The organism is Streptomyces lydicus (assembly GCF_004125265.1).
In the GTDB taxonomy this organism is placed as follows: Bacteria; Actinomycetota; Actinomycetes; order Streptomycetales; family Streptomycetaceae; genus Streptomyces; species Streptomyces lydicus_C.
Genome location: NZ_RDTE01000003.1, coordinates 893,990 through 914,046 on the forward strand (window position 1 = coordinate 893,990; position 20,057 = coordinate 914,046).

Below are 20,057 nucleotides of genomic sequence, written 5' to 3' on the forward strand. Positions count from 1 at the left end.
GGGCCTGCGACGCCGGCCGGCGGGACGGCCTTCCGCAGGACAGCGCACACCCCTCTCCGCATGGCAACGGGCATGCCGCATCGCTATGGCTCCCGGCTCCCGGCTCCCGGCTCCCGGCTCCCGGCTCCCGGCTCCCGGCTCCCGGCTCCCGGCTCCCGGCTCCCGGCTCTTACAATCTTCCCTCGGCTGTTCAGATTCTGTAACGTCAAGGTATGACCATCACTCATGAAGTCGTGAATCAGGCCCCGCCGCTGACCGGGTTCAGCGCGGCGGACGAACCGGCCCTGAGCGAGGCGCTGGTCCGGGACGGCGCCGAGTGGGGCACCCGGGAAGTGACCGAGCTCGGCGCGCTGGCCGGTTCCCCGGAGGTGCAGGAGCAGGCCCGCTCGGCGGAGGAGCAGCCGCCCCGGCTGCACACCCACGACCGCTTCGGGCACCGCATCGACGAGGTCGCCTTCCACCCCGCCTGGCACCAGCTGATGACCGTCGCGGTGGAACACGGTCTGCACGCCGCGCCCTGGGCCGACGGCCGTCCCGGGGCGCATCTGGTGCGCGCCGCGAAGTTCTACGTCTGGTCGCAGGCCGAGGCGGGGCACGGCTGCCCGGTCTCGATGACGTACGCCGCCGTCCCCGCGCTGCGCGCCGCACCGGACCTCGCCGCACAGTACGAGCCGCTGCTCGCCGCCCGCAGTTACGACTTCGGGCTGCGGGCGCCGCTGACCAAGTCGGGTCTGATCGCGGGCATGTCGATGACGGAGAAGCAGGGCGGCTCCGACGTACGGGCCAACACCACCCGCGCCGTTCCGGCCGCCGACGGCACCTACCGCCTCACCGGCCACAAGTGGTTCACCTCCGCGCCGATGAGCGATGTCTTTCTGGCACTGGCACAGACCGCGGAAGGCCTCAGTTGCTTCCTGGTCCCGAGGGTGCTGCCGGACGGCACGCTCAACGGCATGCGGCTGATGCGGCTCAAGGACAAGCTGGGCAACCGCTCCAACGCGTCCTCCGAGATCGAGTACGACGAGGCGGTGGCCTGGCCGGTCGGCGAGCCGGGCCGCGGGGTGCGGACCATCGTCGAGATGGTGAACATGACCCGGCTGGACTGTGTGCTGGGGTCGGCCGCCGGGATGCGGGCGGGGCTGCGGCAGGCGCTGCACCACACCGCGCACCGGCAGGCCTTCGGACGGGAGCTGGACCGGCAGCCGCTGATGCGCTCGGTGCTCGCCGACCTGGCGGTGGAGTCGGAGGCGGCGACGGTGCTGGGGATGCGGCTGGCGAGCGCGGTGGACCGGTCGCAGGCCGGGGACGCCGCCGAGACGGCGCTGCGGCGGCTGGCGCTGGCGGCCGGGAAGTACTGGGTGTGCAAGCGGGGCAGCACCCATGCGGCGGAGGCACTGGAGTGCCTGGGCGGCAACGGCTACGTCGAGGAATCCGGCATGCCGCGGCTCTACCGGGAGGCGCCGCTGCTGTCGATCTGGGAGGGCTCGGGGAACGTCGCCGCGCTCGATGTGCTGCGGGCGCTGGGCAAGGAGCCGACCGCGCTGGACGCGTTCTTCGCGGAGGTGGAGACCGCGGCGGGCGCCGACCGCCGGCTGGACGCGGCGGTGGCCGGGGTCCGCAAGATGCTCGGCGGGCTCGCCGATCCGGAGCGGGCGCAGCTGATGGCGCGGTCGCTGGCGGAGCGGATGGCGCTGCTGCTGCAGGGGTCACTGCTGGTGCGGTACAGCCACCCGGCGGTGGCCGATGCGTTCTGCGCCTCGCGGCTCGACGGGGAGTGGGGCAATGCCTTCGGCACCCTGCCGGCCGGCACCGACCTGACCGCGATCCTGGAGCGCGCCCGGCCGGGCACACCGGACGCGGAGACGGCCGGGAGCGCGGCCTGATGTCCGTACGGGTGGAGCGCGCCGGGCCGGTGACGACCGTGGTGCTGTCCCGGCCCGCGTCGCGCAATGCCGTGGACGGCTCGACGGCCGCCCAACTCGCTTCCGCCTTCCGGGAGTTCGATGAGGACGACGGTGCACGGGTCGCGGTGCTGTGGGGCGAGGGCGGGACGTTCTGCTCCGGTGCCGACCTCAAGGCGGTCGGCACCGAGCGCGGCAACCGGGTGGCCCCGGACGGCGACGGGCCGATGGGGCCGACCCGGATGCGGCTCGGCAAGCCGGTGATCGCGGCGGTGGCCGGCCATGCGGTGGCCGGCGGCCTGGAGCTGGCGCTGTGGTGCGATCTCCGGGTGGCCGAGGAGGATGCTGTCTTCGGCGTGTTCTGCCGGCGCTGGGGAGTGCCGCTGATCGACGGCGGCACGGTGCGGCTGCCCCGGCTGATCGGCGCGAGCCGGGCGATGGACCTGGTGCTGACGGGGCGCCCGGTCCCGGCCGCCGAGGCGCTGGACATCGGCCTCGTCCATCGTGTGGTCCCGGCGGGCACGGCCCGCGCCGAGGCGGAACTGCTGGCGGCGGAGATCGCCCGCTTCCCACAGGCGTGCCTGCGCAGCGACCGCGCCTCCCTGCTGGACCAGGAGGGCCGGGACGAACAGTCGGCGCTGGCCGCGGAACTCCGCCACGGCCAGGCGGTGCTGGCCGAATCGATGGAAGGCGCGGCCCGGTTCGCCGCGGGAGCGGGGCGGCACGGGGCGCCGGACGGGAGTCCTGCGGGCTGAACGGGCGTCAGGGGGGCACTGCGGTCTGCGAACATGACCGTCTCTCGCCTACGGTGCTCCGCACAACCGCCACCTCCCCTGCCAACCTGCCCCGACCGCCCGACCGCCCGAGGAGCGCATTCCATGACCGACCTCAACTACCCGGAAGTGGGCGGCACTCGGCGCACTCCGCTGCCGTCCGGCTATCACCACCTCCACGAGGAGTTGCCGATCGGCCGCGGCCCGGCGGTGCTGGCCGCGGCGGGCGAGGCGATCACCACCTTCCGGATGCATCGCGCGGCCGGCGCCCGCATCAGGGCCGAGGCCTCGCGGGCCGCGCCGGGGGTGGGTGTCGAGGTGTCGCTGGGCATCGGTCCGTTCCGGCTGCGGGCACCGTGCGGCGTGGTGTGGACGGTCGCCGAGGAGGACCGGATCGGCTTCGGGTACGGGGCGAGGAAGGGTCATCCCGAGTGCGGCGAGGAGGCGTTCGTCGCCGAGCTGCGCCCCGACGGCTCGGTGTGGTTCACCGTGACCGCCTTCAGCCGGCCCGCCCTGGCGGTCACCCGGCTCGCCGGCCCGCTGGTGCCCGTGTTCCAGCGTCGGTACGCGCGCCACCTGGGCCGGACGCTGCGTCGCCTGGCGAACCCGTGATGGTGCGCTGAGCCCGCCCTGCCGGGCGAGGTCCGGGTATCCCCCGGGCACAGCGGTCGGGTGCACGCTCTCACCGTCTGTTCGAGCATCCGCTCACCGCCCGTTTCGAGGATCCGCTCACCGCCTGATGGCCCCTGGAATACGCTTTGTTACCGGCGCGTAGCGGTAGGGGTGGTGATCGCCATACGTCCACCTCGGCTTCATCATTTCGTCACCATCACCTCTGCCGATCGTGAAAGAAAACCAGGCATGTGTGAAGACGAAATGATCCCGCCGCAGGCGGACATGACCGAGCGGGAGTGGCTGGGGACCGGCTCGGCGACGACGGCCGGCGGGACGCCGGTGCGTACGACGGGGCGCGTTCCGCAGTGGGTGAACCGGCGGACCCTGCTGGGCGGCGCGATGGCCGGTGCGGCGCTCGCGGTGCTGCCGTCGCCGGCCCAGTCACCCGCGTCCGCCACGCCCCGCCGCCAGCCCCCCGGCGCCTTTCCGTTCCCCGAACACCCCAACGGCAAGGGCGAGTTCGCGGTTCTGGTCACCGGTGACGCGGGGACGGGGGACGAGGCGCAGTATGCGGTGGCGTCCGCCGCGCGGGATATCTGCAAGAGCGAGGGCATCGGCCTCGCGGTGGGACTCGGCGACAATATTTACGAGAACGGTCCGGAGTCCGATGACGATTCCGAGTTCCAGGACAAGTTCGAGAAGCCGAACAGCGGCATTGATGTGCCCTGGCTGATGGTGCTGGGCAACCACGACTGCTCGGGGCTGATCCCCGGCAGCGGCGGCGACCCCTCGCGCGGTGACCGCGAGGTCGCCTATGCCGCCACCTCACGGCGCTGGTACATGCCCGGCCGCTACTACAGCGTGCCGCTGCCGGCCGCCGATCCGCTGGTGGAGTTCTTCGCGATCGACACCATCCCGTGGTCGTCGTACGTCGCCCAGCTCGACCCGTACTACCGGTGGGACGGGCCGTACATGCGCGAGCAGCGAAGCTGGCTGGACGGTGCGCTGCGCGCCTCGCGGGCCCGCTGGAAGGTGGTCTTCGGACACCACCCGTACCTCAACAACGGCAAGCACGGCAGCGCCGGTTCCTATGACGGTTTCGAGATCGGGAACTACACCAGCGGTGTCCACCTGAAGGACATGTACGAGAAGGTGGTGTGCGGGCGGGCCGATCTGATTCTGTCCGGCCACGACCACACACTGCAGATCCTGGAGCCCACGGCCCGTACGGGCGGCACCCGGCAGGTGGTGTGCGGCGCGTCGGCCAAGACGGAGGACGGCACGGCACACTTCCACAACCCGGCGGCCTGGCAGAACTTCTCCGACCACGGGTTCATGGTCCTGAAGGTGTCCGGCGCGCGGCTGACCATCGACGCGTACACGGTCGATGTGGCGACGCGGAAGGCCACTCTGCGGCACCGTGCCCGGCAGACCCGGCCGGTCGCAGCGGCACCAGCACACGCCTGAGAGCGGGGGCCGTCCCGGGGTGGGGTGACGCGCGCCCGGGACGGCTCACCGGACGGGGCGGGACCGGGCGGACGGGGCGGGGCCGGGCGGGACGTGACAAGAGCGGACGGCGGCCGGACGGCGACTACGCGCCGCGGACGGCGGTGGACGGCCGCCGAACGGTGCCGGCGCAGGGCCCCCACCGGCCCGTTCACCCCTCTTCCCTGCCCCTGGACGGCATCCGGAGCATCGGACATGCGGGCCTTCCGGCGCGCGCCTAGGGTGAGCGCATGGCCGCGTTCCGGTGGATATCGGCCCCGGTCAACGGCCCGCGACCGTGGGCACGAGGCAGGCTCGGCCCGGCGTCGCCGGCCACTGTCGCGCTGTGCCGATGCCGCGGCCGCGCGCGTGCGGAGGTTCTGCGGCCCCTGCGTGTGGAGGTTCCGCGCCATATGCGTGCGGACGTTCTGCGATGCCTGCGTGTGGAGGTTCCGCGCCGCCCGGCCCCCAGGCATGGCGCGCCATGACCGACGTCCCCCCGCACCCGTTCGACGAGGGCTACGACCCCCGGTCCAACCGGGACTGGCGCCTCGTCGAGGAGGACGCGCCCGGGGTGTCGCACCATGAGCCGATCGGACTGCGCGAACGGCTCTCGCTCAACCGGATGGGCACCTTCGACTGGGACCTGGACCGCGGCTTCATGGAGCTGGACCCCGGTGCCATGGACGTCTTCGATCTGCGCCCGGAGGAATACGACGGCGCGCCGGCGTCCCTGGTCACACGGGTGCCGCCGGCCGAGGGCCGCCGGCTGGACGAGGCGCTTTCCCAGGCCCTGCTGGACGGTCACTCGTCCTACGGCGCCTACTTCCGGGTCCAGTGCCGCGACGGGACCCAGCGCTGGACACACTCCCAGGGCCGGATTCTGCACACCGCTGACGGGGTGCCGTACCGGGTCATCGGCATCGTCCGGGAGGCGACCAGCGAACTGGCGGACTCCGCGCTGCTGCGCTCCCTCCAGCAGGAGCGGCAGCGGCAGACGGTGATGGTGCAGCAGACCACCGCCGCGCTTTCCCGTGCGCTGTCGGTCAATGACGTGACCCGGGTGCTCACCGGCACCGGCGGCGCCCGGCGGTTCGGCGCGGACGGCCTGGTCCTCGGCCTGGTCGCGAACGACCGGTTCGAGGTCATCGCCACCGCCGGGCTGGAGGGCGAGGTGCCCGACGACATGATGACCTCGCGGCTCGACGACGCCCTGCCGCTGGCCGACGCGGCGCGCTCGCGGCGCCCCATCTTCCTCGGCACCCGCGGCGAGCTGATCGCCCGCTTCCCGCGGCTGCGCCCCTACACCGGGGTGCTCCCGGCGGGCAGCGCCGCGTTTTTGCCGCTGGTCGCGCAGAACGCCGTCATCGGGGCGCTGGGGCTGTTCAACTCCGAGCCGACGGTGCAGTCGCCGGAGGCCAGGAACCTGGCACTGGCGCTGGCCGGTGTCGTCGCGCAGTCGGTGCAGCGGGCGACCCTCTTCGACCAGGAGCGGGAGTTCGCGACGGGGCTGCAGGCGACGATGCTGCCGCGGCGGCTCCCGCCCATCGAGGGCGGCGCGGTCACCGTCCGCTACCACCCGGCGAGCGTCGGGCGGGACATCGGCGGGGACTGGTACGACGTGATCGCACTGCCCCAGGGGCGGACCGGGCTGGTGGTGGGCGACGTACAGGGCCATGACACCCATGCGGCCGCGGTGATGGGCCAGCTGCGCATCGCCCTGCGGGCCTACGCCAGCGAGGGGCACTCACCGGAGACCGTGCTGGTACGGGCGTCCCGGTTCCTGGCGGAGCTGGACACCGAGCGGTTCGCGACCTGCACGTATATCCAGGCCGATATGGAATCGGGAGCGCTGCACCTCGCCCGGGCCGGCCACCTCGGCCCGCTGATCAGCAACAGCTCCCGGCACATCGACTGGCCCGAGGTCCGCGGCGGGCTGCCGCTCGGTCTGGCCACGGTCTTCGGGCACGACCACTTCCCGGAGACCCAGCTGTTCCTGGAGCCCGGGTCGACGCTGCTGCTGTGCACCGACGGCCTGGTCGAACAGCCCGGCCAGGACATCTCCCGCGGTATCGACGCACTGTCCGCGGCGGTCCGCACCGGGCCCACGGACCTGGAGGCGCTTGCCGACCGGCTCTCGGACCATCTGTGGGCCGACCCCGGCTCGGAGGACGATATGGCCCTCCTGCTCCTGCACCGGCTGCCGGGTTCCGGCGGCGTCACCACCCCACGACTGCGCCTGCACGTCCATCAGGCCGACCCGTCGGGCACCGCCGAGGTCCGCTCCGCGCTGCGCCGCACGCTGGACCAGTGGCGGGCGGGCGCCGTCATGCACAACATCGAGGTCGCCGCCTCCGAGCTGATCGCCAACGCGCTGACCCACACCGAGAGCGGCGCCCTGGTCTCCATGGAACTGCTGCCGGGCGCCCCGCGCCGGATCCGGCTGGAGGTCGAGGACCGTTCCAGCCGGTGGCCGCGGCGGCGCAGCCCCGGCGAGACCGCCACCTCCGGGCGCGGGCTGATGCTGGTCGAGGCGCTGGCGGACGAATGGGGCGCCGAACCGCGTGGCGCGGGCAAGGCGCTGTGGTGTGAGTTCGCGGTACCGGACGGCCAGGAGACGGTGTGGTGAACACCGGGTCCGACGCAGCGTGCTGACGGTGAAGGTGAGGCTGAGGGTGACGGGCCGCCAACTGGGCTGCCGGGTCAGGGGAATGGGCTTCTGCTCCGGGCCCGGCAGTGGCCGAGCCGACCAACCTGGCCGTTGGCCGACTCGACCTGACCGGAACGTACACCTTCACGTCCGTGACGCAAACCGCTCCGGCGCATGCGCCCTCCCGGGGCGTCCGTTTCCGCCACCTGGCCCGGTCTTCTGCCACCGGTTCAGGTGTGCGGCGCCGGCTCGGTTCCGGACTCGGATCCCGACGCCGGCTCAGTTCTCCGGTACCGGCTCATTCCTCCGGCCCGTACCACAGCGTCGTCATATTGCAGAACTCCCGGATGCCGTGCCCGGACAGCTCCCGCCCGTAGCCGGAGCGCTTGGCCCCGCCGAAGGGAAGGCCCGGATGAGAGGCGGTCATCCCGTTGAAGAAGACGCCGCCGGCCTCGAGATCGCGGGCGAGGCGCTGCTGTTCCGCGGGGTCCCGGGTCCAGGCGTTGGAACTGAGGCCGAACGGGGTGTCGTTGGCCAGGCGCACCGCCTCGTCGAGGTCGGCGACGCGGTAGAGCGTGGCGACCGGGCCGAACGCCTCCTCGTGGTGGATGCGCATCCCCTCGGTGATGCGGGACAGCACCGTCGGCTCGTAGAACCAGCCGGCGCTGTGCTCGGGCGGCCGCCGCCCGCCGCACAGTGCGGTGGCGCCCTGGTGGACCGCGTCGTCGACCAGCTCCTCCAGGTCGGAGCGGCCCTGTTCGCTGGAGAGCGGTCCGACGTCGGTGTGCTCGTCCATCGGGTCGCCGACGGTCAGCGCGGCCATGCGGGCGGTGAACCGCTCGGCGAAGGCGTCGTAGACGTCCTGGTGCACCAGGAACCGTTTGGCCGCGATACACGACTGTCCGTTGTTCTGGACGCGGGCGGTGACCGCGACTCGGACCGCCTTGTCGAGGTCGGCGGAGGGCAGGACGAGGAAGGGGTCGCTGCCGCCGAGTTCGAGGACGGTCTTCTTGACCTCGTCACCGGCGATGGACGCCACCGCGCGGCCGGCCGGCTCGCTGCCGGTCAGCGTGGCGGCGACCACCCTCGGGTCACGCAGGATGTCCTCCACCGCGCCGGACCCGACCAGCAGGGTCTGGAAACAGCCCTCGGGGAAACCGGCGCGGCGGAACAGCTCCTCCAGGTAGAGCGCGGTCTGCGGCACGTTCGAGGCGTGCTTGAGCAGCCCGGTGTTGCCCGCCATCAGGGCGGGCGCGGCGAACCGTACGACCTGCCAGAGCGGGAAGTTCCAGGGCATCACCGCGAGGACGGGGCCGAGGGGGCGGTAGCGCACCACGGCACGGATCGCGCCGGAGTCGCTGACATCGGCCGGATCGGGGTGCTCGTCGGCGAGCAGCGCCTCGGCGTGGTGGGCGTACCAGCGCATGGTCTTGGCGCACTTCGCCGCCTCCGCGCGCGCCTGGGCCAGCGGTTTGCCCATCTCGGTGGTCATGGTGCGGGCGATGCCGTCCTGGTCGGCATCGAGCAGGTCGGCGGCCGCGAGCATCCGCTCCCTGCGGTAGCCAAAGCTGGTGGTGCGGTGCTCCTGGAAGGCCTGCTCCGCCCGGACCAGGTGATCTTCGATCTCACCCCCGTTGAGGGCGTCGAAGGTCTTCAGGGTCTCGCCGGTGGCCGGGTTGACCGTGGCGATGGCCATGATCAGCACCTCCTTGGTGGGTGCGGGAGCGGGGTGCCCTCGTGGAGGGCGACGGGTCCGGGCTGCTCTCCTAGGAGAGCGGCGACGGCTGCGGGGACGGTTCCGGGACCGGATCGGGATCGGGTCCGGGCGGACGGGGTATCGGCGACGGCTCCGGCGGAATGGGATCCGGTTGCCCAGGCGGGCTCGGTGGGCCGGGAAGCGGGTCCGGGACGGGCGGCGGGCCTCCCGGATCCGGGGGCGTGGGCTGCGGATCGCGGTCGAGCGTGCGCTCACTGCGCGTATGCGGTTGCCGCTGCACGGTGGGCCTCCAGACTGAGACGGCTAGTGGCACATGAGCCCCCGTACCCGAGTTTCGCCCGTCCATGGCCCCCGCGCACGGCGGATTGCCGCGGACGGGTTGCGCACGGCCCGGGGGCGGCGTATGTGACCTGATCCGGGGGCAGCGGATGTGACCTGATCGGGCGGCGCCGGGCGGGCCGGTCGCGCTCTAGATTGCGGTCATGCCCATGATGCGTACGAGGATGCCGCGCCGGGTGACGGGCGGGAGCACGGCCGCGGCCGGGCGGACGGCCGGGGCGGTGCGGAGGGTGTGGAGGGGGCGGACGGCTCGGGCGGTCCTAAGGGAGCAGGCGGTGCGGAGGGGGCGGATCGAGCGGACGGTGCGCGCCACGGCCCGGGGCCGGGCCGCCGCGTCGCTGTCCGCGGTCGCCCTGGCGCTGCTCGCGCCGGCCGCCCCGGTGGCTGCCGCGGCCACCGCCGCTCCCGTCCACCACCCGCCCCTCGCAGCCCACCGCGTCCCCCTGCCCGCCCGTATGGCCGACACCGGCGGCGGCGAGCAGCTGATCACCGCTCGTGCGCCCACGGCGCGCGCCACCACCGGGACCGTGCGGTGGTGGCGGCACAGCGGCCGCTGGCGGCAGGTGGGTTGGGCGCCGGCCCGCTTCGGAGCCGGCGGGCTGACCGAGGGCCGTACCCGGGTACAGGGCACCTCCACCACCCCGACCGGGCTGTACGACCTGCCGTTCGCCTTCGGGACCGCCCCGCCGCCGCCCGGCACCGCCGTGCCGTACCGCCGGGCCGGCGCGGACTCCTGGTGGTGCGAGGACAACGCCTCCGCCTCCTACAACCGCTGGGTGGCGCCGCTGCCGCCGGACTGCGCGGCGGGTGAGTCCGAACGACTGGCGGACTATTCCACGCAGTACGCCCGGGCCCTGGTGATCGGCTTCAACTACCACCGTCCGGTGCACGGCCGCGGCGCAGGGATCTTCCTCCATGTCAACGGGAAAGGCGCCACGGCCGGCTGTGTCTCGGTACCGGCCGGGGCCATGGCACGGATCCTGTCCTGGATCCGGCCGTCCGCACACCCGCACATCGCCCTCGGCACGGCGTACGGGCCGACCGCCGTCACCCGTTACTGACGACGGATGCAGGTCGTGTCCGGCTACCCCCTCGTATCCGGCTGCCCCCGCGACCGTTCCCGGCCGGCTGCGGCAGCTCGCCAGGCCGTCGGGCTGGTCCCGAACTCCTCGCGGAACCAGCGGGAGAAGGTGCTGAGCGCGGAGAAGCCCAGCAGGGCGGCGACCTGGGTGAGGGGGCGGGCATGGCTGCCGACGTACTGCTGGGCGAGCTGTGCGCGCAGGGAGTTCAGCAACGAGGAGAACGTCTCACCGGACCGTGCGAGGTGTCGGTGGATGGTCTTGCGGTCGACGCCGAGGCCGTGGGCGACCTGCTGGAGAGAGCAGCGGCCGGTGGGGAGCAGGGCTTCGATCAGTTCGCGGACCCGGTCCACGTCGGCCGCGGGACGGGGCGCCGCGATCGCCTCGAGGTACTGGCGGGCGTAGGGGCGCAGCAGCGGGTCGGAGAGCTGGTTCGGGGCGTCGAGGTCGCTTGCGTACACGACGATGCCGTTGAGGTTCTGGCCGAACCGGACCGCGGGGCCCAGGACACGGTGGTGGGTGGTCGCGTCCGCCGGTGCGTCATGGGCGAACAGCACGGAGACCGGTCGCCAACTGCTGCCGACGAGGTTGTGCAGATAGCGGTGGATGGCGCCGACCAGTAGCTCGGTGGCCTGGCGCCGGCGCGGGGTGGGCAGGTCGAGGCCGAGTTCGATCGTGGCCAGGCCATTGGTCTCGGTGATCCGGCTGTGCAGCGCCTCGTTGTGCAGATGCTGGTGTCGCATGATCATTCCGAGCGCGCTGCGGACATCGGGCTCCTCGCGGGCGACGAGGCTGACCGGTCCCAGGACCGAGAGCCTGCGGCTCTCCGCGAGCCGTAGACCGAAGTCGTCGTGGTCGGTTGCGGCGGCCGAGAGCTCGATCAGGTCCACGGCGGCGGCCACCGGGATCCAGGTGTTCGGGACGGCCAGATCGGAGGCGTCCAGACCCACCGAAGCGAGCAGCGCCGAGAGGTCACCGCCCAGCGAGCGCACCAACTCGACGTAGCCGGTGAGCACGGCGTTGCGGATGAGGAGCTTCACGTCCGGTGTGCCTCCCGGTCGACGCCCGAGGGCCCACGGGCAGTGCGGGCAGTGCGGGCGGTGCCACAAACTGTCAAGCATTGTGCCACGTGAGGCAAAGCGCCGGGGCTTTCGCCGACCTAGTCTTCCGTCACTCGCTGCGACACAGGGCGCGAACCGGGAGGTGGGCATGAGGGGCTGGCCGGGGAACGGTGCACCACCGCTGGTGTTGGACGCTTCGGGCTCCGTCGCGCATCTGGTGTCGCGGCGCTATGCCCGGTGCGTGGCGCTGGCGGTCGTCGCACTGGCGATGACCGACTACATCGACCGGCAGATCGTGGTGTCGACGTTCCCCTACCTGAAGAAGTCCTGGGGACTGTCCGACACCGCCCTGGGGGCCCTGGTCACCACCGTGTCGGTCGCCATCGCCGTCTTCGCGCTCCCGGCCGCGCGGCTGGCCGACCGCTGGGGCCGGGTACGGACGATCGCCGCGATGGGCAGTGCATGGAGCCTGGCCGCACTGGCATGCGCGGTCTCCGGGAACTACGCGCAGCTCTTCGCGGCCCGGTCGCTGCTGGGCGTGGGCGAGGCGGGCTACGGCCCGGCGGGGGCGGCGCTGCTCTCCGGCTACTTCCCGCAACGCCTGCGGGCGACCGTGCTGAGCGTCTTCCAGGCGGCAGGGCCGCTGGGCTCGGTGCTCGGGGTGGTGCTCGGCGGTGTGATGGCCGGGAACCTCGGCTGGCGGGTGACGCTCGGCGCGTTCGGCGTGCCGGGGCTGCTGCTGGCGCTGGCCTTCCTGAAGGTACGCGACTACCGCGCCCCCGCCGTGTCCCGCGCGGACGGAGCGGGCACCGCGGACTCCGGCGCGGGCGAGGGGCTGACGGGAGATCAAACCCGGTCCGGGCGACCGGCTCTGGCGGCCACGGTGCGCGAACTGTTCCGCTCACGGACGGCCGTGTGGTGCTACCTCGGCGGTGCCCTCAACCTGGTGGTGCTGTCCACCTTCTACACCTGGCTGCCGAGCTACCTCGGCCGCGCCTACGGCCTGTCCTCCGCGCAGGCGGGTATGCGGGCGGCGCTGTTCATCCTCGCGGGATTCGTCGGCGCGATCGTCTTCGGCCACCTCGCCGACCGGTGCGCGGCCGGACGCCCGCGGCGCAGGCTGATGGTCCCGGCGGTGCTCGCCGCAGGCGCCTGGGGGCTGCTGTTCACGGCCTTCGGCGTGCTCGGGCCGGGCGGTGGGCAGTACGCGCTGATCGTGGTCGCGGGGCTTCCGGTGGCCGCGGCGCTCGGCACCGCACCGGCCGCCGTGATCGACGTGGTCCACCCGAGCGTGCGGGCCACGGCGGTCGGGATGGCGACGCTGGTGCAGAACCTGTTCGGGCTGGCCGTCGGGCCGCTCCTCACCGGTCTGCTGTCGGACGCCTTCGGTCTGCAAACGGCACTCGCGGTGATGCCGCTGTTCTGCCTCGCCGCGGCCGCCGCGTTCCGGATCGGCTCGCGCAGCTACGAGAAGGACTTCGCCGCCGTGTCCGGCGGCGGCCCGGAGCCGGTTGCTCCGGGCACCCACGAGAGGGAGTTGAGCACATGACCATGCCCGACCCATCCACGCCCGCTCCCGCGCAGGAGCGTCCGCCGACCCCGGTCGTGGACCGGATGCGGGCCCAGGGTGCCTGGAATCCGCTCTGGGACGGTCTGCGGGAGATGGACCCGGCCTGGACCGAGCAGTTCATGGCCACGGCCATGCGGCCCTGGACGAGCGGCGTGCTGGAGCCGAAGGTCATCGAACTGCTCTGCATCGCCGTGGACGCCTCGGCCACGCACATGTACGCACCCGGCGTACAGCGTCACATCCGCGGCGCGCTGGATCTCGGCGCGACCCCCGAGGAGATTCTGACGGTCCTCCAACTGACCACGCTGGTGGGCGTCCACGCCTGCAACATCGGCGTGCCGCTCCTGGTGGAAGAGCTCGCCGCACGCGAGGAACGCCCCGACGACGCCAACTGACCTTCCTCACCATCCCGTTCACTCTCACACGGAGGCACGACATGCACTTCCTCGACGACTCGCTGCTGCCCGAGAACCAGGAGAAGCTGGTCATCCAGGTCGCCCCCTACGGGCCCGAGTGGCTGCCGGGCGACAGCGACGACATCCCGGTGACCATGGACGAGCAGGTCCAGAAGGCCGTGGACTGCTACAACGCCGGCGCGCAGCTCCTCCACATCCACGTACGCGAACTCGACGGCCGGGGCTCGAAGCGGCTGTCGATGTTCAACGAGCTGATCGCGCGGCTGCGGGAGGCCGTGCCGGAGATGATCCTGCAGGTCGGTGGCTCCATCTCGTTCGCCCCCGAGAAGGAGGGCGAGGCGGCGAAGTGGCTGGACTGGGACACCCGCCACATGCTCGCCGAGCTCGACCCGAAGCCGGACCAGGTCACCATCGCGGTCAACACCGTCCAGATGAACGTGGTCGAGCTGCTGAAGCAGGAGGACATCGCCGGCACGTCCCTGCAGAACCCCCTGCTTCACACGGCGTACCGCGACCTGGTGAGCGAGGCGGGCCCCGAGTTCTACCTGGAGCACCTCAAGCGGCTGACAGCAGGCGGCATCCAGCCGCACTTCATGCTCGTCAATCTGCCGCAGCTGGAAACCGTCGAGCGGCTGATCCGGGCCGGCGTCTACACCGGCCCGGTCAACCTCAACTACGTGGCCATCGGCGGCGGTGCCTCCGCCTTCCACCCGGCCGACCTGGTCGAGTTCGCCCGCCGTGCCCCCGACGGCGCCGTGCTCACGATCGAGAGCATCATGCGCTCCACGCTCCCGATGAACGCCATCGCCCTCGCGCTGGGCCTGCAGGTCCGCGTCGGCATCGAGGACAACCTCTGGTCCCCGCGCAAGGAACGCTTCACCTCGGTGCAGCAGGTCGAGCAGATCGTCCGCCTCGCCGACGAACTCGGCCGGGACATCGCCACCCCGCAGGAGGCCAGGAGCCTCTACCGGATCGGCGAGTACTGGAACGGCGCCGACGAGACGCTGGACCACCTGGGCCTGCCGCCCAACCGCCGCCCCGGCCAGCGCGGCGTCCCGCTGCGGCACCCGGCTCCCTCGCCGGCCGACACGCTCGTCTGACACCGACGGCCGGGCCGCTCCCGCGCTTCCCCGCGGGACGCGGCCCGGCGCCTTGTCCACCCCGGCCCGCGTGCGCCACCGTATCCCGTCGATGAGCCGGCGTTTCGTCCACTTCGGCGGCGTCCCCGGCTTCTTCAGGACCGGCAACAACGGTTCCCAAAGCGTCCATTGAGCATCCGTCAAATCGCTACGGCCCATAGGAAAAGGATCGCAAACCATGATCGGCTTCGGGGGATGCGGCAGTCAGGCACGGAGCTGTGACGAAGGTGGCCGGCTCGGCTGCAGCGGTCTCGCGGTCCGTCGGTCGTGCAGTCGTACCCTTCGGGCATGAACTCCGAACTGTTCTTTGAGTGGGACGGCCGGCAGGATGCGGACGAGCACGTGATCGGAGAAATGCACGCGGCGGCCGGCCAGCCCGCCTACACGGCGGACGAGGAGCCCGAGCCCGAGCCAACAGGCGGCCAGGGCCGGCCCCGTACCATCGGCGCGGTCGCCGCCCGCCGCGACGGAGCGCTGCTGGGTTGGGCATGGGTATACGAGGACCCGGACCACGAGCGGGTTGCGCGAGTGCAGGCAATGTACGTGCCACGCGAGGTCCGCCGTCTCACAACCGGCTACTACGACCTGCTCCCGCCGACCGCCGAGGAGTTCGCGATGGTCACGGGCCTGTACCGCCGGGCCGCGGACGAGGCCCGCGCCGCCGGCTACCGCACCCTGCGGTGGGTCGGCCGGGACACCGGGCCCGACGGCCGGGCGGCGACCGCGCTGAACGCGCACGGACACGGCGAATACGCCCGTTGCTGGAGCACCGAGCCGGCCACATGGCAGCCCCCTGCTGGGCTGCCCGATGTGCAAGTCCACCAACTGCCCGCGCACCTCACGCTGGCGACGGCGGACGCAGAAGTCTCGGCCGTCATCGACGGGCACGCGGCCCACATCAACGCCGGGGAGTCGATCCGCCACGAGAACGCCGAGCCGCGCGCGCTCGCCGCGCTCATCGCGGAACTCGTCACACGCCTGCGGCGCGACCACCCCGAGGTCACCGAACTGACCGTCTGGGAATTCGACGACGCCGCGGTACGCCAAGCACTGCCGCTGGCCGGACTGCGCATCACCGCACGCACCATGGACTACGAGCTTCCGCTCACCCCTTCATGAGCTCGGCAACAAACCCGCCGATACACCACCCGTGGCACGGAGGCGAGTGCGGCATCAACCGCCTCAAGTGCAACCGGGCCGCTAACTGCCAGATTCGACGAACTCGCAGTCCGCCAAGAGGCCGCACTCACCGTCGCGGCCATCAACGAGTGGCTGTGACCAGCACATCCAAAACACGCCTAAGGCTGCGGATCCCGCGCGTCGTAGCGGGCGAAGGCGCGGCGGCCGAGGCCCAGGCCGGTCACCACCAGGACACAGGCCAGGCCGCCGCCGATCACCGCGGTGGCCGGGGAGGTCAGATCGGCCGTGGATCCGGCGAGGAAGTCGCCCAGCCGCGGCCCGCCGGCGACCACGACGATGAAGACGCCCTGGAGGCGGCCGCGCATCGCGTCCGGCGTCGCCGCCTGCAGCATGGTGCTGCGGAACACCATCGAGACGGTGTCCGCACAACCGGCCACGGCCAGGAAGAACAGGCCGAGCCACAGCTGCCGGGAGAGGCCGAAGGAGGCGATGGCCGCGCCCCAGGCGGCCACCGCGATCAGGATGGCCAGGCCGTGCCGGCGGATCCCGCCGAGCCAGCCGGAGAACAGCCCGCCCAGTACGGCGCCCACCGCGGGCGCGGCGACCAGCAGGCCGACGGTCTTGGCGTCCCCGCCGAACCAGAGCACCGCGACCGCGGGAAACAGGGCGCGCGGCTGGGCGAGCACCATCGCGGCCAGGTCCGAGAAGAACGTCATCCGCAGATTCGGCCGGGTGGCGAGAAAGCGCAGGCCGTCCAGTACGGAGGCCCGGCGCCGCGGCCCCTCCCCCTCGGGCCGCATGGACGGCAGCCGCCACATCGCGTACAGCGAGCCGCTGAAGGCCACGACATCGATCAGATAGGCGGCCTGGTAACCCCACAGGCCGACGATGACGCCGCCCAGCATCGGCCCGCCCATCAGGCCGAGGTTGCTGGTCAGGGAGTTGAGGGCATTGGCGGCCGGCAGCTGTTCGGCGGGCAGCAGGCGCGGGATCATCGACGAGCGGGCCGGTGAGTTCATCGCGAAGCAGACGGCCTGGAAGGCGACGACGGTGTAGAGCAGCCAGACCCGGTGGTATCCGGCCAGGGCGGCGGTGGCCAGGATGAGGGACATCGCGGTGGCGCCCGCGGCGCTGTAGAGGCCCAGTTTGCGGCGGTCGACGGTATCGGCGATGGCGCCGCCGTACAGCCCGAAGACGACCAGGGGGACCAGGGAGCACAGACCCACCAGGCCGACCGCGAAGGTGGAGTGGGTGAGGGTGTAGACCTGCAGGGAGACCGCGAGCGCGGTCATCTGCTGGCCCATCCAGGAGATGGTGTTGCCGCACCACAGGCGGCGGTAGTCCGGGGAGAGGCGCAGCGGGGTGAGATCGGCGAATATCCGGGAGCGCAGGGGTATTTCGCTTTTTCCGGGAGTCGTTGTAGGGGCCACGCGGCGCAGTAAAGCACGTGGTGGGGGCCCGGTGGGCGGCGGGGCGGAAGTGGCGCCCGGGCGGATCGCCCCTTACCCGGCCGGTGTTCGGGACGCTCGGTGCGTACGGCCGTGGCGGGCTCGCTCTGCCGTGACGCCGTGGCGGGCTCGTTCCGCCGTGACGGACGCATCCGCCGCCCCGCCCCGGCCCGGTCAGCCCTCCGGAAGCCCGTACACCCTGCGGGCGTTGTCCGCGGCGATCAGCGCGCCGACCCGCCGGGCGTCCTCCTCGGACCACGCCCCGGAGGCCGTCCAGTCGCCGAGGACGGTCGCCAGCGCGGTCCGGAAGAGTGCGCTGCCGACGACATACAGCTCCGGCAGGCCGTAGGCGTCGGTGGAGAAGAGCAGTTTGCCGAAGGGCACGAGCTCCAGGAACTCGGCCAGTACGGCGGCGGCGCGCGGGCCGGTGTGGGTGAGCGTCAGCCCGATGTCGGCGTACACGTGCGGGAACACGGCAGCCAGGTAGGCGGCTTGGCGGTGGTACGGGTAGCAGTGCAGCAGCACGAGGTCCGTGCCGGTGTCGGCGGTGGACCGCGCCAGGTCGGTCAGCAGCGCCGGGTCGGCGTGGTCGAGCCGGAGGTCGGGGTCGCCGAAGCCGGTGTGCAGCTGGAGGGGGCGGCCGGTGGCGACGGCCAGCTGGACGAGATGGCGCAGCAGGACCGGGTCGGTGAGCCGGGGCGCGCCCGCGGCCAGCCAGGAGCGGGCGGCGGTGTGCACCGCGCCCGGGGCGGGCGGCGCGGGGTCCAGGGCGAGGCCGTGGCGGTAGGCGGCGACGGACTTGAAGGCGACGGCGGTGCCCGCGGCGTCCCGGACCGCACGGGCGAGGGTGTCGGTGAACTCCTCCGCGCCGCGGGCGCCGGCCGCGGTCCGCTCGGCCAGCGTCTCCAGCCGTACGACCTCGAAGCCGGCGCCGCCGCCGTCCCCGGCGGTCTCCGCCGGTCCCGTCAGGTCGCCGGGCAGCCCGGTGTCCAGGAGGTAGGCGCCGATGCCGGTGGCGCGCAGCAGACGGCGGCGGGTCTCGTCCGGGCCCAGTTCGGCGCGGCGGGCCAGGTAGCGGTCGGGCGGGCAGTGCGCCGGCAGGTCGAGCAGCGGCGGGCACCAGCGGCGTACCGCGAAACCGGCCTGGGTGTCGAAGAAGGTGGTGCCCGCGGCGGGCGGCCGGTCCGACTCGGTGAGAAAGGCGGCGAACGCCTCGGGGTCCGGGGCGTGCCGGAGCACTCCGTGGCAGTGGTGGTCCACCAGCGGCGGCAGGCCGTCGCCGGGGACGCTTCCCACCGCGTCCGCGGGCCTCACCAGCGCCAGCGGGTGGCGGCGGCGATCTCGTCGTCCTCGCTCCCGGCGAAGTGGGCCTCCTCCGCGCGCCGGACGGCAAGCACCGCGCCGTGCAGCACCTCGCCCATCGCCTCGAACAGCGGGGCCGACTTCTCCAGCCGGTCGGCCGCCTCGGTGACGGTGGCGGGCAGCCGGACGATGCCCCGCCGGGCGCGCTCGCGGACGCCGAGCACGCCCGGGTCCCCGGTCTGCGGTTCCGGCAGCCGGTCCCCGGACTCGATGCCGTGCAGTCCGGCGGCGATGACCGCGCCGACCGCGAGGTACGGGTTGGCGGCGGCGTCGAATGTCTTGATCTCGGCGTGGCCGCCGTCCGGGTCGTCGGGGGCGCCGGTGATCAGGCGCAGCGCCGCTTCCCGGTTCTCCACGCCCCAGCACTGGTAGACGCCCGCCCATTGGGAGGGCTGCAGCCGCAGATAGCTGGCGGGTGAGGGGCAGCCGACGGCGAGCAGGGCGGGCAGGGCGCCGAGGACGCCGCCGAGGAAGGCCGCCGCGTCCGGCGCCAGGCCCCACGGGGCGTCGGGGCTGCGGTGCAGGCTGGTGCCGTCGCGGTACAGGCCGAGGTGGAGGTGGCAGCCGTTGCCGACCGCTCCGGCGACGACCGACGGGGCGAAGGAGGCGCGCAGTCCGTGCCGGACGGAGACGGCGCGGATGGTCTCGCGGACCAGCACCACATCGTCGGCGGCGCGGACCGGGTCGCCGGGGGCGGTGGTGACCTCGAACTGGCCGGGGGCGTACTCGGGGTGGAGCTGGAGGACGTCGATGCCCTGGACGCTCAGCGCCTCGGTGACATCGCGGAGGTAGTCGGAGAGTTCGACGACCCGGGTCATGCCGTACGCGGGGCCCGCGCAGGGGTAGTCGAGCACTTCGTCCGCGCCGGTGGCGGCCTGGTGCCCGGCGGGGGCGCGGGCGACCACCCACTCGGTTTCGAAGCCCATCCGCAGCTCCAGGCCGGCGGTGGCCGCGCGCTCCGTCATCCGCCGGGCGAACTGCCGCTGGCAGGCAGGGTGCGGCAGCCCGAGCTGGTCGTAGCGGTCGGCCGGCGCCCAGGCCCAGCCGGGCTGTGCGGCGAGCGTGGTGACCCGGTCGAGGTCGGGGAAGAGCCGCAGGTCGCCGTCGGGTCCGCCGAGGTGGTCGGAGGCGGTGATGGCGTCGTCGGAGGTGAACACGTCGAAGACGGGCGACATCCCGACTCCGCGCTCCGCCGCGGCCGCGAGCCGTTCGGCCGGCACGGTCTTGACGCGGGCGATACCCGCGTTGTCCACCCAGGTCAGCGCCACGTTCCGGACGCCTTCCGCGGAGAGACGTGCCGCCAACTGGCGGGCTTCCTGACGCTGTTGTGCAGCCCGCGATCCCATAGAGCCGTCCTCACTG

At 72.8% G+C, this 20,057-nt stretch carries 15 protein-coding genes and 1 pseudogene; 10 read left to right on the forward strand and 6 right to left on the reverse strand.

Annotated elements, in window-relative coordinates:
- The first annotated feature begins 212 nt into the window (after nucleotides 1-212).
- The 5 genes from D9V36_RS06705 (at nucleotide 213) to D9V36_RS06725 (ending at nucleotide 7,403) form a co-directional block, all read left to right on the forward strand.
- Nucleotides 213-1,883 carry an acyl-CoA dehydrogenase family protein gene (locus tag D9V36_RS06705; protein ID WP_129292959.1) on the forward strand — a complete coding sequence of 557 codons (1,671 nt, stop codon included), beginning with the start codon at nucleotides 213-215 and terminating at the stop codon, nucleotides 1,881-1,883.
- Complete coding sequence (locus D9V36_RS06710; protein WP_129292960.1) at nucleotides 1,883-2,656, forward strand: crotonase/enoyl-CoA hydratase family protein; 774 nt, start codon at nucleotides 1,883-1,885, stop codon at nucleotides 2,654-2,656. Before D9V36_RS06705 ends, D9V36_RS06710 begins: the two co-directional genes overlap by 1 nt.
- A gap of 123 nt (nucleotides 2,657-2,779) precedes the next feature.
- On the forward strand, nucleotides 2,780-3,286 hold the full coding sequence (locus tag D9V36_RS06715) for a DUF1990 family protein (protein WP_129292961.1): 507 nt from the start codon (nucleotides 2,780-2,782) through the stop codon (nucleotides 3,284-3,286).
- Between the two features lie 249 nt (nucleotides 3,287-3,535).
- Nucleotides 3,536-4,756, forward strand: coding sequence for a metallophosphoesterase (locus D9V36_RS06720; protein ID WP_129292962.1), 1,221 nt, complete (start codon nucleotides 3,536-3,538; stop codon nucleotides 4,754-4,756).
- Nucleotides 4,757-5,258: 502 nt separating this feature from the next.
- The gene (locus tag D9V36_RS06725) at nucleotides 5,259-7,403 is read left to right on the forward strand and encodes a SpoIIE family protein phosphatase (protein WP_129292963.1); all 2,145 of its coding nucleotides are present in this window, start codon (nucleotides 5,259-5,261) and stop codon (nucleotides 7,401-7,403) included.
- 319 nt (nucleotides 7,404-7,722) lie between these two features.
- Here the strand turns inward: D9V36_RS06725 and D9V36_RS06730 are convergent, their stop codons facing one another.
- Complete coding sequence (locus tag D9V36_RS06730; protein ID WP_129292964.1) at nucleotides 7,723-9,120, reverse strand: NADP-dependent succinic semialdehyde dehydrogenase; 1,398 nt, start codon at nucleotides 9,118-9,120, stop codon at nucleotides 7,723-7,725.
- 698 nt (nucleotides 9,121-9,818) lie between these two features.
- Here D9V36_RS06730 and D9V36_RS06740 point away from each other — a divergent pair.
- Nucleotides 9,819-10,541, forward strand: coding sequence for a L,D-transpeptidase family protein (locus D9V36_RS06740; protein WP_431357745.1), 723 nt, complete (start codon nucleotides 9,819-9,821; stop codon nucleotides 10,539-10,541).
- Nucleotides 10,542-10,564: 23 nt separating this feature from the next.
- On the opposite strand, the gene D9V36_RS06745 is transcribed toward D9V36_RS06740, so the two are convergent.
- Nucleotides 10,565-11,599 carry an AraC family transcriptional regulator gene (locus tag D9V36_RS06745; protein WP_129292966.1) on the reverse strand — a complete coding sequence of 345 codons (1,035 nt, stop codon included), beginning with the start codon at nucleotides 11,597-11,599 and terminating at the stop codon, nucleotides 10,565-10,567.
- A gap of 169 nt (nucleotides 11,600-11,768) precedes the next feature.
- Between D9V36_RS06745 and D9V36_RS06750 the strand changes: the two genes are divergently transcribed.
- The 3 genes from D9V36_RS06750 to D9V36_RS06760 are packed head-to-tail and all read left to right on the forward strand — an operon-like array spanning nucleotide 11,769 to nucleotide 14,706.
- Nucleotides 11,769-13,169, forward strand: a complete 1,401-nt coding sequence (locus D9V36_RS06750; RefSeq protein WP_164992897.1) for an MFS transporter — start codon at nucleotides 11,769-11,771, stop codon at nucleotides 13,167-13,169.
- Nucleotides 13,166-13,585, forward strand: coding sequence for a carboxymuconolactone decarboxylase family protein (locus D9V36_RS06755; protein ID WP_129292968.1), 420 nt, complete (start codon nucleotides 13,166-13,168; stop codon nucleotides 13,583-13,585). The genes D9V36_RS06750 and D9V36_RS06755 overlap by 4 nt, the downstream gene beginning before the upstream one ends.
- Before the next feature lie 41 nt (nucleotides 13,586-13,626).
- The gene (locus D9V36_RS06760) at nucleotides 13,627-14,706 is read left to right on the forward strand and encodes a 3-keto-5-aminohexanoate cleavage protein (protein ID WP_129292969.1); all 1,080 of its coding nucleotides are present in this window, start codon (nucleotides 13,627-13,629) and stop codon (nucleotides 14,704-14,706) included.
- A 69-nt stretch (nucleotides 14,707-14,775) separates the two neighbouring features.
- Here the strand turns inward: D9V36_RS06760 and D9V36_RS42830 are convergent.
- Nucleotides 14,776-14,925, reverse strand: a pseudogene (locus D9V36_RS42830) (transposase); the annotation flags it as partial.
- Nucleotides 14,926-15,033: 108 nt separating this feature from the next.
- On the opposite strand from D9V36_RS42830, the gene D9V36_RS06770 reads away from it, so the two are divergent.
- Complete coding sequence (locus tag D9V36_RS06770) at nucleotides 15,034-15,864, forward strand: hypothetical protein (RefSeq protein WP_129292970.1); 831 nt, start codon at nucleotides 15,034-15,036, stop codon at nucleotides 15,862-15,864.
- Between the two features lie 179 nt (nucleotides 15,865-16,043).
- Here the strand turns inward: D9V36_RS06770 and D9V36_RS06775 are convergent, their stop codons facing one another.
- The 3 genes from D9V36_RS06775 to D9V36_RS06785 all read right to left on the reverse strand — a co-directional run bounded on the left by D9V36_RS06775 (nucleotide 16,044) and on the right by D9V36_RS06785 (nucleotide 20,041).
- Nucleotides 16,044-17,315 (reverse strand): MFS transporter, encoded by a 1,272-nt coding sequence (locus D9V36_RS06775; protein ID WP_241720738.1) that lies wholly within the window; start codon nucleotides 17,313-17,315, stop codon nucleotides 16,044-16,046.
- A 192-nt stretch (nucleotides 17,316-17,507) separates the two neighbouring features.
- The gene (locus D9V36_RS06780) at nucleotides 17,508-18,650 is read right to left on the reverse strand and encodes an amidohydrolase family protein (RefSeq protein ID WP_129298238.1); all 1,143 of its coding nucleotides are present in this window, start codon (nucleotides 18,648-18,650) and stop codon (nucleotides 17,508-17,510) included.
- The gene (locus D9V36_RS06785; RefSeq protein WP_129298237.1) at nucleotides 18,644-20,041 is read right to left on the reverse strand and encodes a glutamine synthetase family protein; all 1,398 of its coding nucleotides are present in this window, start codon (nucleotides 20,039-20,041) and stop codon (nucleotides 18,644-18,646) included. Before D9V36_RS06785 ends, D9V36_RS06780 begins: the two co-directional genes overlap by 7 nt.
- Between the last annotated feature and the right edge of the window lie 16 nt (nucleotides 20,042-20,057).